The organism is Kineococcus arenarius subsp. arenarius (assembly GCF_050871845.1).
Taxonomy (GTDB): domain Bacteria; phylum Actinomycetota; class Actinomycetes; order Actinomycetales; family Kineococcaceae; genus Kineococcus.
The window spans coordinates 149,418-162,904 of sequence record NZ_JBJLSE010000001.1 but is presented as its reverse complement, the minus strand read 5'-3'; the positions used below and the strand labels follow the sequence as shown (position 1 = coordinate 162,904).

The 13,487-nt window shown below is 74.2% G+C and carries 12 protein-coding genes and 1 pseudogene; 10 read left to right on the top strand and 3 right to left on the bottom strand.

Annotated features, from left to right (window positions below; genetic code table 11):
- Entirely contained in the window at positions 1–1,143 is a 1,143-nt protein-coding gene (locus ACRYM0_RS00775) for a site-2 protease family protein (protein ID WP_432501137.1), read from the bottom strand.
- A 150-nt stretch (positions 1,144–1,293) separates the two neighbouring features.
- Between ACRYM0_RS00775 and ACRYM0_RS00770 the strand changes: the two genes are divergently transcribed.
- Both ACRYM0_RS00770 and ACRYM0_RS00765 read left to right on the top strand, forming a co-directional pair.
- The gene (locus ACRYM0_RS00770; protein WP_432501134.1) at positions 1,294–2,229 is read left to right on the top strand and encodes a RecB family exonuclease; all 936 of its coding nucleotides are present in this window, start codon (positions 1,294–1,296) and stop codon (positions 2,227–2,229) included.
- Positions 2,230–2,521: 292 nt separating this feature from the next.
- Positions 2,522–3,190 (top strand): hypothetical protein, encoded by a 669-nt coding sequence (locus ACRYM0_RS00765; RefSeq protein WP_432501132.1) that lies wholly within the window; start codon positions 2,522–2,524, stop codon positions 3,188–3,190.
- Between the two features lie 47 nt (positions 3,191–3,237).
- Here the strand turns inward: ACRYM0_RS00765 and ACRYM0_RS00760 are convergent, their stop codons facing one another.
- A complete protein-coding gene (locus tag ACRYM0_RS00760) occupies positions 3,238–3,453 on the bottom strand; it encodes a hypothetical protein (protein WP_432501130.1) in 216 nt (71 codons plus the stop codon).
- A 904-nt stretch (positions 3,454–4,357) separates the two neighbouring features.
- On the opposite strand from ACRYM0_RS00760, the gene ACRYM0_RS00755 reads away from it, so the two are divergent.
- The 7 genes and pseudogenes from ACRYM0_RS00755 to ACRYM0_RS00725 all read left to right on the top strand — a co-directional run bounded on the left by ACRYM0_RS00755 (position 4,358) and on the right by ACRYM0_RS00725 (position 11,081).
- On the top strand, positions 4,358–5,470 hold the full coding sequence (locus tag ACRYM0_RS00755; protein WP_432501185.1) for an alcohol dehydrogenase catalytic domain-containing protein: 1,113 nt from the start codon (positions 4,358–4,360) through the stop codon (positions 5,468–5,470).
- Between the two features lie 56 nt (positions 5,471–5,526).
- On the top strand, positions 5,527–6,564 hold the full coding sequence (locus ACRYM0_RS00750) for a LacI family DNA-binding transcriptional regulator (protein WP_432501128.1): 1,038 nt from the start codon (positions 5,527–5,529) through the stop codon (positions 6,562–6,564).
- Between the two features lie 194 nt (positions 6,565–6,758).
- Complete coding sequence (gene hisD / locus ACRYM0_RS00745; RefSeq protein WP_432501126.1) at positions 6,759–8,078, top strand: histidinol dehydrogenase; 1,320 nt, start codon at positions 6,759–6,761, stop codon at positions 8,076–8,078.
- 50 nt (positions 8,079–8,128) lie between these two features.
- Positions 8,129–9,484, top strand: a complete 1,356-nt coding sequence (locus tag ACRYM0_RS00740) for an MFS transporter (RefSeq protein ID WP_432501123.1) — start codon at positions 8,129–8,131, stop codon at positions 9,482–9,484.
- A 7-nt stretch (positions 9,485–9,491) separates the two neighbouring features.
- Entirely contained in the window at positions 9,492–10,265 is a 774-nt protein-coding gene (locus ACRYM0_RS00735) for an SDR family NAD(P)-dependent oxidoreductase (protein WP_432501121.1), read from the top strand.
- A 196-nt stretch (positions 10,266–10,461) separates the two neighbouring features.
- Positions 10,462–10,710, top strand: a pseudogene (locus tag ACRYM0_RS00730) (tripartite tricarboxylate transporter permease); the annotation flags it as partial.
- A complete protein-coding gene (locus ACRYM0_RS00725; RefSeq protein WP_432501119.1) occupies positions 10,707–11,081 on the top strand; it encodes a universal stress protein in 375 nt (124 codons plus the stop codon). The pseudogene ACRYM0_RS00730 and the gene ACRYM0_RS00725, both read left to right, overlap by 4 nt.
- Here ACRYM0_RS00725 and ACRYM0_RS00720 read toward each other — a convergent pair whose 3' ends face one another.
- Positions 11,082–11,774, bottom strand: a complete 693-nt coding sequence (locus ACRYM0_RS00720) for a DUF1275 family protein (protein WP_432501183.1) — start codon at positions 11,772–11,774, stop codon at positions 11,082–11,084.
- Between the two features lie 289 nt (positions 11,775–12,063).
- Here ACRYM0_RS00720 and ACRYM0_RS00715 point away from each other — a divergent pair, with 289 nt between their 5' ends.
- Complete coding sequence (locus ACRYM0_RS00715) at positions 12,064–13,455, top strand: nucleobase:cation symporter-2 family protein (RefSeq protein ID WP_432501117.1); 1,392 nt, start codon at positions 12,064–12,066, stop codon at positions 13,453–13,455.
- The last annotated feature ends 32 nt before the right edge of the window (positions 13,456–13,487 follow it).

Here is a 13,487-nt window from a genome sequence, read left to right as displayed (position 1 = left end):
TCAGCGCGCGGTGACGGCGGCGACGACGTCGCCGGTGTGCAGCAGCCCCTCCACGCGCCCGCCGGGGCCCATCACGACGTGCTCGCCGGGGCGGGCGGTGACGGCGTCCAGCAGCGCTTCGCCGGTCAGCTCGCCGGGCAGCCACGAGCGCGGCGGCAGCGCCCGGGCGGTGGCACCGGCGCCCAGCGCCGTGCGCCGCTCCTCGGGCACCTGCCGCAGCGCGGCGGTGTCCACCACGGCGACGGGCACGCCGTCGTCGGTGACGAGCACGACCTCCAGCTCGCGGGTGGCCCCCCGGGTGGCGCCGGCGTCGATGGCGGCGCGCGCCGCGCGCACGACCTCCTCGACGGTGGCGCGGGCGCTGACGGCGATGGCCGGGCGCTGCAGGGCGCGCGCGGACAGCAGCGGCACGCGGCGGCGCTGCGCGGCGTAGGCGAGCGCCTGGGAGGCGCCCTGCCACAGCAGGGCGCTGACCAGACCGGCCCACACGACCTGCGTGAGGTCGGCGCGCCAGCCCAGCAGGCGCGGCACGGCCACCGCGGCCAGCAGCGTCAGCACGGCCAGGGCCCGCCCGGCCCAGGCGGCCGCGACGGTGCCGTCCAGGCGGTCGCCGCGCAGCTTCCAGACCACCGCCTCCAGGGCGTGCCCGCCGTCCAGCGGCAGGCCGGGCAGGAGGTTGAAGACCGCCAGGAGCAGGTTGGAGACGGTCAGCGCCCCCAGCAGCAGCTCGCCCACGCCGACCGGGCCGGGCTGGGCGCGCACCGCCTCGCCGGCCTGGTGGGCGGCCAGGGCCAGCACCCCGTTGGACACCGGGCCGACCACGGCGATGAGCAGGCTGCGGCCGGGACCGACGTCGCCGTCCTGGAAGCTGGTGTGCCCGCCCCAGACGTTCAGGACGATGCCGGTCACCCGCAGGCCGGACCAGCGGGCGGCCAGGGCGTGGGCGACCTCGTGCACGAGCACGGAGACCAGCAGCAGCACGGCGTAGGAGAACGCCACGAGGTACGAGGTCGGGCCGGGCACCCGCACGGCCACGACGGGCGCGAAGACCCACACGATGACGGCGGCGAAGAGGAACCACGAGGGTGCGAGCAGCAGCGGGACGCCGAAGGGGCGGCCCAGGCGGAGGCCGGCGCCGCTCACCGGGCCTCGCCGGCGGGGCGGTCGGGGACTCGGGGGCAGCGCACCCGCCGATCCTAGGCGGCCGGTGGCGGTGCCCCCGCCGCGCACCCGCGCCGTGCGCCCCGCGGCGGGCGCACCCGCGTGTCGCAGGCGGCACCTACCCTCGGCGCCGTGTCCAGCACCACCGGTGTCCCCGCCGATGTCCCCGCCGACAGCGCCGCCGACAGCGCCGCGCCCGGCGCCGACCCCGCCGCGCCGAGCGCGCGGGGGTTGTCGCCCTCGCGGGCGGCGGACTTCCTGCGCTGCCCGCTGCTGTACCGCCTGCGCACCATCGACCGGCTGGAGGAGGCGCCCTCGCCGGCGGCGGTGCGCGGCACCCTCGTGCACGCCGTGCTGGACCGGCTGTTCGACCTGCCGGCGGCCGAGCGCACCGCGCCGGCCGCGTGCGCGATGGTGGAGGGCAGCTGGCGGGAGCTGGGTGAGCGCGAGCCGCGGGTGCGCTCGCTGTTCGCCGACGACGAGGCCGGGCGCGCGGAGCTGGCGAGGTGGCTGCAGGGCGCCCGGGCGCTGCTGCGGCGCTACTTCGAGCTGGAGGACCCCACCCGGCTCGAACCGGCCGAGCGGGAAGTGCGGGTGCAGGTGGCGCTGCAGGACGGGCCGCTGCTGCGCGGGGTCGTGGACCGCGTGGACGTGGCGCCCTCCGGGGAGCTGCGGGTGGTCGACTACAAGACGGGGAGGGCGCCCTCGCAGCGGTTCGAGGCCGCGGCCCTGTTCCAGGTGCGCTTCTACGCGCTGGTGCTGTGGCGCCTGCGCGGAGTGGTGCCGCGCTCGCTGCAGCTGGTGTACCTGGGTTCCGGTGAGGTGGTCGGCCACAGCCCCGACGAGGACGACCTGCGCGCCACCGAGCGCAAGGTGCGGGCGCTGTGGGCGGCGATCGAGGCGAACCGGGCCAGCGGCGAGTGGCCCGCCACCCCGGGGCGGCTGTGCTCCTGGTGCGACCACAAGGCGCTGTGCCCGGCCTTCGGCGGGACCCCGCCGCCGCTGCCGGGCCGGGAGGCCGCCGAGCCGATGGCGCCGGGAGCCGCTGACGCTGCCCGGCAGCGGTGAGCGAGCGGCTGCGGCAGGTCGTCCGCGAGGCCGCGAGCAGCAGCCCGGCACCGCCACCGCTCGCGCGACGAGCGGCCCTCGCGCGCTGCTGGCGCTCACGAAGCACGGCGCCCGCAGGTGCGGGCGGGCGATCACTCGTTCGCCGGGTTCAGGGAGCCGACCGGCGCACGGAGCACCCGGTGCACCGGCGCGCAAGGTCCGCACGCCGCCGGCGTGCGGGTGCGGATCAGCTCGTGGAAGCGGCGTGTCGGGCAGTGCGCCAGGCGGTGCGCGTGCCGGCAGCAGCAGTCGGGTGACGGCTGCGCGCCTGGCCTGGGCGGCGGTGGGCATCGCCGTGCTGGCCCTCGTGGTGCAGCAGGCGCTGCCCGGTGAGGCGGTGCACGCGCCGCTGTGGACGCAGGTGGTCGGTTGGCCGGCGGCCCTGCTGCTGCGCTGCGACCCGGTGCACCGCTGGATCGGCTGCGGCCGGCTGGACAACCGGGTGCGGGTGCTCAGCGCCGGCGTGCTCTTCGCCGCCACCATCGCCCCCACCGGGGTGGCCTTCCTCTTCCCCGTCTTCGGCACGGGCGTGGACCGCGACGCCGTCGTCGGCACCGACGCGCGAAGTGCGTTCGGCACGCATCAGGTGCACCAGGGCGTGGTCGCGATCGCCCAGCAGGTGCTCGCTGCCGGCGATGTCCTCATCGACGTCGAGGTCGTGGGCGGTGAACGCCGACAGTCCCCGCACGATGCGTTCCTGACGGGTGGTGGAACCACCTACCTGACGAGCGAGGCCGTCAGCCGCGCATCGGCGTTCACCACGGGCTTCGGCGGCCCCCCGGTGCCGGCCTCGCGCTTGATCCTCTCGAAGGACTCCCCCGTCGGTCCGATGCCGATGCGCTCCAGCGCCTGTGCCTGGGTGTCCAGCCGCGTCGGCGCGAAGAGGGACGTCGGAACCGCTGCCTGTCCTCGCCGTCGGTGAGCGCACCGGCAGGGTGCGAGGAAGTGCCGAGAACTCACTGGCCGAACTCACTGGCGCCGACGCGCCCACGCGCTGGCCGCCGTGATGGCCGAGGCGAGCAACGCTCCAGCACCTGCACCGAGGAGGTAGCTGTGCAGCAGGTGCCCCAGGCCCACACCCAGGACAGCCATCGCCACCAGGAAGACCATGAAGGTGATCGCGCCCTGCAACGCGCTGGCCGGCGGCTCGGAACCGGTCTGCGACTCGACGTGGACCTGGGTCACCCTGGCACCTTCCCCCCTGCACCGACCACCACTGCCGCCGGTCCCGCTCACCCGGAGCGCCGGTGCACGAAGACGACGTCACAGCGCGGGCCGGGTTTCAACGGTAGAGGAGCGTCGACAGCGCGACCAACCGAAGCACGACTCAGCCGAGCGGCATCGTCGGGGTCCGCTCTGCTGCACGACCGGGTGACAGGTCGCTTCGCTGGGCGACCTGCTCGCCCGCGCGGTGCGGTACCGGTCGCAGCGGGTCGCTCACCGGGTCGTCACCGCCCCGGGTGCCACTCGGGGCGGGTGTCACCAGCCCCGAAGGCCTGCCGAAGACGCCCCTGCGGGGGGCGGCGAGACCCGCGGGTGTCCAGCGCGCGAGGACCGGCACTGCGAGCGTCAACACCGCGAGCGCGGGCGTGAGCTCACCCCCGCCAGGGACGTGTGAACCGGCAGACCGAGGCTGCCGGGCACGGGTGGCTGGGTGCCGCCCGTGCCCGCACGCGACCTGAACGAGCGGGACACTCGTGACTGGTACGCCGCCCAGCCCCTGCAGCAGGAGTGGTCCCACGACGTCCTCTGCCAGCAGATCACGTCCCGCCTGCACGAGCGGATCGGTGCCGCGCCCTCCGACTTCGCCACCCGGCCAGCTGCCCGCACCGGATTCCGAGTCCGCCCAGCGGTTGACGCGCGACCCGTACGTCTTCGACCACCCGTCCTCGGGCGCTGGGGTGGGCGAGGATGCGCTCGAACAGGCCCTGACGGACCGCCTGCAGCAGACCCCTGACCACGTTCGGGCATGGCACGTCTTTCGTCGGCCGCCCCCGCGCGTGCCCCTCGCGCCGCGACCTACGCTGGCACGGCCCGTGGCTCGGCACCGGCCGAGCGCGCGCCAGGAGGAGGAGCAGTGAGGCGAGCGCTGAGGATCCGCGGAGCCGTCCTGGAAGCGGTCGGGCGAACACGCCCCTTCGCCTGCTCTCGACCGATCACGATCAGCGAGCTCGAGCTGGACCCGCCCGGTGCCGGAGAGGTCCTGGTGCGCATCGAGGCAGCCGGGTTGTGCCACTCGGATCTGTCCGTCGTGGACGGCAACCGGGTGCGCCCGGTGCCGATGCTGCTCGGGCACGAGGCGGCAGGGATCGTGCAGGAGGTCGGCGCCGGAGTCGACGACGTGTCCGTCGGCCAGCGGGTCGTCATGACCTTCCTGCCCCGCTGCGGGCAGTGCCCGGGCTGCCGCACCGACGGCAAGCTGCCCTGCGGGCCGGGGACCGCGTCCAACGCCGCCGGTGAACTGCTCGGCGGGGGCCTGCGGCTGCGGCGCAGCGATCGGCCCGTGAAGCACCACCTGGGCGTCTCCGGCTTCGCCACGCACGCGGTGGTGGACCGGCGCTCGATCGTGCCGGTCGACGCGGACGTCCCCCCGGCGGTCGCGGCGCTGCTCGGGTGCGCGGTGCTCACCGGGGGTGGGGCGGTGCTCAACGCCGGCCGGCCTCGGGAGGGCGACGACGTGGTCGTGGTCGGCTTGGGCGGTGTCGGCATGGCCGCCGTCATGACGGCGGCCTCCCTGGGCAGGGGGCGGGTCATCGGCGTCGACACGGTGGCGGACAAGCTCTCCGCGGCTCGCGCCGTCGGCGCGTCCCGCGCGTTGACCCCGCAGGAAGCGCTGGAGGAGCGGGTGAAGGCCCCGGTGGTCGTCGAGGCGGCCGGGAACGTGCGCGCGTTCGAGACGGCGGTCCAGCTGACGGCGCCCGGCGGCACCACCGTCACGGTCGGGCTGCCTTCCCCGGACGCCCGTGCGGAGATCGCGCCGCTGGGGCTGACGGCGGAGGCACGCACCGTCGTGGGCAGTTACCTGGGCTCGGCGGTGCCCTCGCGGGACATCCCCGCCTACGTGCGGCTGTGGCGGCAGGGCCGACTGCCGGTGGAGCGGCTGATCTCCTCCACGATCGCGCTGGAGGACCTCAACGAGGCGATGGACACGCTCGCGGACGGACGGGCCGTGCGCCAGCTCATCGTGTTCGAGCAGGACTGAACGGGGACGGCCAGCGCCTATCGTGGGCGGTTCCACGTCCCCAGGGAGTGCAACCGATGGCCCGGCGAACGTCCGTCTCCAGCGTCCAGATCGCCCGGGAGGCGGGAGTCGCGCAATCGACGGTCTCGCGCGTGCTCAACGGCGGCAGCGTCGCCCCGGACACCCGGCGCCGGGTGCTGGAGGTGCTGGCCAGGCACGACTTCCAGCCGAACCTGGCGGCCCGTTCGCTGGTCGCCGCCCGCACCGGCCTGGTCGGCGTCGTCATCCGGGACCTGACCAACCCGTTCTACCCGATCATGGTGCGGGCGGTGGAGCGGGTGCTGCACGAGCAGGGCTTGCGCCTGCTGCTGCTCAGCGACGTGGCGACACCGCAGGAGAGCCTGGCGATGCTGCGCCGGGAGCGCGTCGACGGCGTGGTGTTCACCTCCGCCGTGCGCGAGGACCCGCTGGCCTGGCCGGTCAGCGAGCACGGCATCCCGGTGGTGCTGTGCCACCGGACGATCGAGGGGTTCCCCGGCGACCAGGTCGAGGCGGACAACGCCGGTGCGGCCAGGCTGGTCGCCGACCACCTGCTGGAGCTGGGGCACCGCCGCCTGGGCATGCTCTGCGGCACCGCGCAGGCCAGTACCGCCGAGCAGCGCGCGGCGGGTTTCCGCGCGCGGCTGGCCGAGCGCGCACCGGGCGCGAGCCTGGTCACCGTGCAGGGCGGGTACGACTACGCCACCAGCTACGCGGCGGTGCGCGAGCTGCTCGCCGGCTCCGACCGCCCGAGCGCGCTGTTCTGCCACAACGACGTGATGGCGCACGCGGCGTTGAACGCCGCGGCGGCCGAGGGTGTCGACGTGCCCGGTGGCCTCAGCGTCGTCGGCTGCGACGACGTGCCCACCTCCTCCTGGGAGCGCATCGCGCTGACGACGGTCCGCCAGCCGCTGGCGCGCATCGCCGAGGTGGCCGCCCGGCTGCTGCTGGAGCGGCTGGCGGACCCCGACGCACCGCTGCGGCACGAGGTGCTGCCGGTGGACCTGGTGCTGCGCAGCACGACCGCGTCCTGCGGCGACCCGAGCGGCCGGTCCGCGGCAGCGAGCGCGGACTGACCGCGGCTCGATGAAGGGTTGACGAACCCGATGTCCGGCACTTACGGTCGCACCCGTGTTGGATACGTATCCAACACCATGTCCACCGCAGTCGTCCTCCGCGGTGGCCCCCGCGGTCCCCGACGACCGCGGCGATCTGCAGCGAGCCACGAGCACCACGACCGAGACACCGACGTCGCGCACACGGAGCTGAGATGTCCCACACCCTGAAGACCGCCACCTCCACCTCCACCTCGTTCGCCGGCGACGACACGATCGCGCAGACCGTGCGCGGGATCGTCGACGACGTGCGCACCCGCGGCGATGCGGCGGTGCGCGAGCTGTCCGCCCGCTTCGACCGCTGGGAGCCGGTCTCCTTCCGCCTGGACGACGAGCAGGTGCGCGAGATCGTGGCGACCCTGCCGCAGCAGGTCGTCGAGGACATCACCACCGTGCAGGCCAACGTGCGCCGCTTCGCCGAGGCGCAGCTGGCGTCCATGAGCGAGATCGAGGTCGAGACCGAACCCGGGGTCTTCCTGGGCCACAAGCACCTGCCCGTCGCAGCCGTCGGCGCCTACGTCCCGGGCGGCCGCTACCCGCTCACCGCCTCGGCGCACATGACCATCATCACCGCCAAGGTGGCCGGGGTCCCGCGCGTGGTGGCCTGCACGCCGCCGATCCGCGGCGAGATCCCCGCCGCGACGATCGCCGCGATGCACCTGGCCGGCGCCGACGAGATCCACGTCCTGGGCGGTGTGCAGGCCGTGGCCGCCATGGCCGTCGGCACCGAGAGCGTGGCGCGGGTGGACATGCTGGCCGGGCCGGGCAACGCCTACGTCGCCGAGGCCAAGCGGCAGCTGTTCGGCGAGGTCGGCATCGACCTGTTCGCCGGCCCCACCGAGATCCTGGTCGTGGCCGACGAGAGCGCCGACCCGTTCGTCGTGGCCGTCGACCTGCTCTCCCAGGCCGAGCACGGCCCGGAGTCCCCGGCCGTGCTCGTCACCACCAGCGAGGACGTCGGCCGCCGGGTCCTGGAGCACGTCCAGCAGATCCTGCCCGGCATGCCCACCGGCGACATCGCCGGGCCGGCCTGGCGCGACCACGGTCAGGTGATCGTGGCCGACGACCTCGACGAGGCCTGGCGCATCGCCGACTCCTTCGCGTTCGAGCACGTGCAGGTCCTCACCGCGCAGCCGCGCCTGGCGCTGGAGAAGATGCACGCCTACGGCGCCCTGTTCCTCGGTGAGGGCACCTGCGTCTCCTACGGGGACAAGGTGATCGGCACCAACCACGTCCTGCCCACCCGCGGCGCCGCCCGATACACCGGCGGCTTGTGGGTCGGCAAGTACCTGCGCACCGTCACCTACCAGGAGGTGCGCGACCAGGGTGCCTCGGCCCGGCTGGGAACCCTGTGCGGGCGGGCCGCGCGCGTGGAGCTGTTCGAGGGCCACGCGCGCTCCGGTGACGTGCGCGCCGCCAAGTACGCCGGTGCCCCGCTGCCCTGGAGCGAGCACTTCCAGGGCGCCTCCGCCTGAGCAAGCCCTGCCGCCCTCCCCTCCCGCCACCGATCGACGGCGATCCCGCGATGGAGAAGACCGCCCCCACCCCCGAGCAGTTGCGCCGCCGGTCCCTGCAGTCCGGGACCATCGGTGCGATCGTCGAGTGGTACGAGTACACGATCTACGGAGCAGCGGCCGCGCTGGTGTTCGGCAGCCTGTTCTTCCCCAACCTCTCCGACGGAGTCGGGCAGGTCGTCTCCCTGGCCTCCTTCGGCGTCGGGTTCCTGGCCCGCCCGCTGGGGGCCGTCATCGCCGGCCACCTCGGCGACCGCATCGGGCGCAAGTCGACGCTGATCCTCACCTTCTCGGTGATGACCGTCGCGACCGCCGCCATCGGTCTGATGCCGACCTACGCGCAGATCGGGGTGGCGGCGCCGCTGCTGCTGTGCGCGCTGCGCCTGGCGCAGGGCTTCGCCGTCGGCGGTGAGTGGGGCGGCGCCGCGATCATCGCGGTCGAGAACGCGCCCCGTCGCCGCCGCGGCTACTTCGGCTCCTGGCCGCAGATCGGCGTCTCCGCCGGGTTGCTGCTGGGTACCGCCGCGGTGTCGCTGTCGGCGTGGATCTCCGGGGACGCCTTCGAGACGTGGGGCTGGCGGCTGCCGTTCCTGCTGGCGATCGTCCTGGCCGTCGTCGGCCTGTACATCCGACTGCGCGCCAGCGAGAGCCCGGCGTTCCTGGCGGAGAAGGCGAAGATGGACGCGGAGATGGAGCAGCGCAAGGCGCCGGCCGTCGTGCTGGTCCGCGAGCACAAGCGGCCGCTGCTCATCGCGATCTTCGGGCGGTTCGCCGAGGCCGGGAACTACTACCTGTTCACGACCTTCATCCTGTCCTACGTCACCACGAACCTCGGCGCGCCGCGCAGCTACGGCCTCGTCGCCTCGATGGTCGGCGCGGCTGCGAACATCGCGCTCATCCCCGTCTTCGGCAGGCTCTCGGACCGCATCGGGCGGCCCAGGACGTTCCTCATCGGTGCGGGAATCATCGTGGTCACCACCTGGCCGGTGTTCACGCTGGTGCAGACGGGGCAGATGTGGGCGATCACTCTCGGCGTCGTCATCTTCATGGCGCTCGGGCACGCGATGGTCTACGCACCCCTGCCCGCCCTGTACTGCGAGATGTTCCCCACGGCCGTGCGCTACTCCGGCATCTCCATCGGCTACCAGATGGCCTCGATCCTGCTGGCCAGCTTCGCCCCCGCGCTGGCCGCGGCGCTGGTGTTGTGGGCCGACGGCAGCCTGTGGCCGGTCACCGTCTTCGCCATCGCCTGCACCCTGGTGGCGATCGTCGCGGTCTCCTTCGCCCCGGACCGGCGCCACCTGGAGCTGGACGAGATCGACGTGCGCTCCCTCGACCGCGCTGCGTCCTCGCCCGCGGCCTCGTGAGCGCGGTGTGAGGGCCGCGAACGAGGTCGTCGGCGGGCGCACCGCCCTGGTGACCGGAGCCGGCAACGGGCTGGGGCGGGCCATCGCGCTCGCCCTGGCCGGGCACGGCGCCCGCGTCGTCCTCGTCGGCCGCCGCGAGGGACCGCTGCGGGAGACCGCCGCGACGATCGGGCCGATGGCCCGGGTGGCGACCTGCGACGTCTCCGACCCCGCCTCGGTGGACGCCCTCGCGGGCGAGCTCGCCGACGAGCAGATCTCCATCCTGGTCAACAACGCCGGTGTCCCCGGCCCGGTCGCCGACCTGACCGCTGTCCAGCCGCACGAGTGGGACGAGGTGTTCGCCGTCAACGTTCGCGGCACCTACCTGGTGTGCCGGGCGTCCCTGCCGCCGATGCTCCAGCGCAGGGCGGGGGACGTGGTGAACATCGCCTCCGTCAGCGGCAAGCGCCCGCTGCCCGGGCGCACGCCGTACACCGCGTCGAAGATGGCGGTGCTCGGTTTGACGAGCACGCTGGCGACCGAGGTGGGCCCGCTGGGCGTCATGGTGAACTCCGTCTCCCCGGGCCCCGTCGCAGGACCGCGCATGGCCCGCAACTTCGCCCGCGAGGCGGAGCGCACGGGGACGACGCCGGCACAGGCCGAGGCGGCGTTCGTCTCCCGCGCCGCTCTGCGGCGCATGGTCACGGAGGAGGAGGTGGCCACGGCCACCGTCGCCGCGCTGTGCATGCCCGGCCTGTGCGGTGCGGACATCGACCTGTCGGCGGGCATGGTCGCCCGCTGAGCGCAGGACTCGCGCCACAGCCCAACCTCGGGCAGCGATGCGCTCCCCACCACCGGGCCACCTGCAGGAGCTGGTCCGAGGCTGTCGGCGTGTCGAGCTGATCCCCGCGTGGTGGTCGCCGGACCGCGACAGCACGTGCGCGCTCGCGAGCGCCTGCGCACGGCCGACCGCCGGGCGGGTGCCGGCACGCTCGGTGAAGTTCGGGTTCGACCCCGGCCCGCTCGTGGTGGCCTTCGTGCTCGGCGCCCTGCTGGAGGACGACCTGCGCCGCTCCCTGCTCGTCTTCGACGGCGACGTCACCGGGTTCGTCACCCGCCCGATCTCCGGGGCGCTGCTGGTCGCGTTCGTGCTCGTCCTGCTGCTGCCCCTGGTCCAGAACCGACTCGCCCGTCGCGCCGCCGCGCGTGGGAGCCGCGACACCGAGAACACCGAGGAGCTCGTGTGACCGTCCTGGTCGGCTACCTTCCCACCCCCGAGGGCGAGGCGCAGCGGCGCGGTGAGGACCTGCTGCTGCTGAACTCCCCGCGTTCGGGCGCCCGTGTCAGCGCCGACGCCGCCGACGACGTCGTGACCTCGCTGCACCGGCGCGCGGTCGAGCGCGGGATCGCGCTGGAGGTGCTTCGCGCCGGGCACGAGGGCGACACCGCCGAGGAGGTGCTGCGGGTGGCGGACGAGGTGGACGCCTCCGTCGTCGTCATCGGCCTGCGCCGACGCACCCCCGTGGGCAAGCTCCTGATGGGCAGCAACGCGCAGCGAATCCTGCTGGAGGCGGAACGGCCCGTGCTGGCCGTCAAGCCCGGCCGGCAGCGTCCCTGATCAGGTGCGGGTGTCCACACGCCGAGGCTCGGTCGCCGCCGGGCGGACGCGGGCGCGCACGTGCCCCAGCAGGGCGCTGACGAGGGTGATCAGGGCGGCGACCGCCAGCCCGGCACCGACGTGCCAGCGCAGCAGCGCCGCACCCGCGGCGGCACCGGCGAGGATGAGCACCACAGCGCCCAGCCGCCGACGCCACCCCTCCCCCGTCCCGCCGGCCAGGCGGGAGTCCGCGGCCAGGCCGGTCAGGGTCGAGGTGACCACCACCGTGGTGACGTCCTTGACGGCCAGGCGGCGAGCGGCGGCCGCCTGGGCCCCCATGAGCAGACCGAGGGTGGAGGTGACCACCAGCGCGGCCGGCGGCGGCGTCTCGCCCTCCTGCACGGGGATCGCGTCGCCGAGGGCGGCGGTGACACCGGCGAGCACGGCCAACCCCGCGCCGACGAGCGCGATCACGAGCGTGCAGGCCGTCGTCCAGCCCTTGGCCGCCCGGCGCAGCGCCCGCCCCACCAGCGCGGCACCGAGCACGAACGCCACCAGGGCCAGGCTGGGACCGAGCACGGGCAGGTCCTCGGCACCGGTCAGGGCCATGCCCAGGATCACCACGTTCCCGGTCATGTTCGCGGTGAACACGCGGTCCAGACCCAGGTAGCCGACGGCGTCCACGACCCCGGTGGAGAACGTCAGCGCCAGCATCAGCCCCAGGTGCCAGGAAGCGGGTGCAGCGGAGTTCCGGGCCAAGGTTCCTCCGATCGACGTCGCCCGGCGGATCACGGGCGGCTGGCGGGACCATACCGGAGCGTCCCTCCGCACCCTGCGGGTCGGCACGCCGGCCCCGCGAGCGCGAACCCCGCAACCACACCGCCACCGGCCGTCGGCTCCTGGCGCCTCCGTTCCAGCGCACCCGGCGTGATGTAACAAGGATTTCACACGTGGGCCGGGGTTTTCCGGGTTCGCCGGTCCTCGGACGTGTCAGCGTTCTCCTGTGGAAACCGAAGGGTTCGAGGTCCGTGCCGCCGTCCGACCCGTCGACGAGGTCCCGCCGCTGCGCCGGCTGGCACCTCTGGGTCTGCAGCACGTCCTGGCGATGTACGCGGGAGCGGTCGCGGTACCGCTCATCGTCGGCGGGGCGATGATCTCCGCCGGGCGGATGTCACCCGACGACCTGGCGCACCTGGTCGTCGCGGACCTGTTCGTCTCCGGCATCGCCACGATCGTCCAGTCCGTGGGGTTCTGGCGCTTCGGGGTCCGCCTGCCGCTGATGCAGGGCTGCACCTTCGCCGCCGTCGGGCCGATGATCACCATCGGCGACCAGCACGGCGTGGCGGCGATCTACGGGTCGGTCATCGCCAGCGGGATCTTCATCATGCTGCTCGCTCCGGTGTTCTCCCGGCTGTTGCGGTTCTTCCCCCCGCTGGTGACCGGAACCGTGATCCTGCTGATCGGCCTGTCGCTCATGGACGTCGCGGCGGGCTGGGTCGGCGGGGGGACCGGCACCGACGGCTTCGGCGACCCCGCGAACCTGCTGCTGGCGCTGTTCACGCTCGTCGTCGTCCTGCTGCTGGACCGACTGGCGCCGCCGGCCGTCCGGCGGGTGGCGATCCTGCTCGGCGTCCTCGGGGGCACGCTCGTCGCAGCCGTGGCGGGCAGGGTCGACTTCAGCGGCGTGCAGGAGCAGGCCTGGTTCGGCGCACCGACGCCCTTCGCCTTCGGGTGGCCCGAGTTCCACCTCGGCCCGGTGATCGCCATGTGCGTCGTCGGACTGGTCATCATGACCGAGACGACCGGCGACATCCTCGCCGTCGGGGAGATCGTCGACGAGCGGCTGAGCCCGCGCGACATCGCCGACGGCATGCGGGCCGACGGCCTCTCGACCGTCCTCGGCGGGGTGTTCAACACCTTCCCCTACACCGCCTTCGCGCAGAACGTCGGCCTGGTGAGCATCTCCGGGGTGCGCTCGCGCTGGGTCGCGACCTTCGCCGGTGGCCTGCTGGTGGTGCTGGGCCTGGTGCCCAAGCTCGGTGCCGTCGTGGGCGCGGTCCCGGTCGCCGTGCTCGGCGGCGCCGGCATCGCCCTGTTCGGGATGGTCGCCGCCAGCGGGATCCGGACGCTGGCCTCGTGCCGCCTGGACGACCGGGCACTGCTCATGATCGCGATCTCGCTCGGCGTCGGGCTGCTGCCCACGGTGAGCCCGGACCTCTACGGTCGGATGCCGGACTGGTTCCAGACCGTCTTCGACTCCGGCATCTCCTCCGGCGCGCTCGTCGCCATCGTGCTGCACCAGGTGCTGTGCGCGGGCCCGCGCGCACCCGAGGAGCAGACCCGGGCGACCGCGGAGACCGCGAGCAGCACCGCGGGCACCGCCGCACGTTCCTGAGGGAACGGCTCCCTCGGGGTGCGGTCGAGGCG

Coding starts and splice junctions, on each gene's coding strand:
- ACRYM0_RS00740 (WP_432501123.1), top strand. CDS start 8,129: ATGGAGAAGACCGCCCCCACCCCCGAGCAGTTGCGCCGCCGGTCCCTG.
- ACRYM0_RS00750 (WP_432501128.1), top strand. CDS start 5,527: ATGGCCCGGCGAACGTCCGTCTCCAGCGTCCAGATCGCCCGGGAGGCG.
- hisD (WP_432501126.1), top strand. CDS start 6,759: ATGTCCCACACCCTGAAGACCGCCACCTCCACCTCCACCTCGTTCGCC.
- ACRYM0_RS00720 (WP_432501183.1), bottom strand. CDS start 11,774: ATGCTGGCGCTGACGTTCTCCACCGGGGTCGTGGACGCCGTCGGCTAC.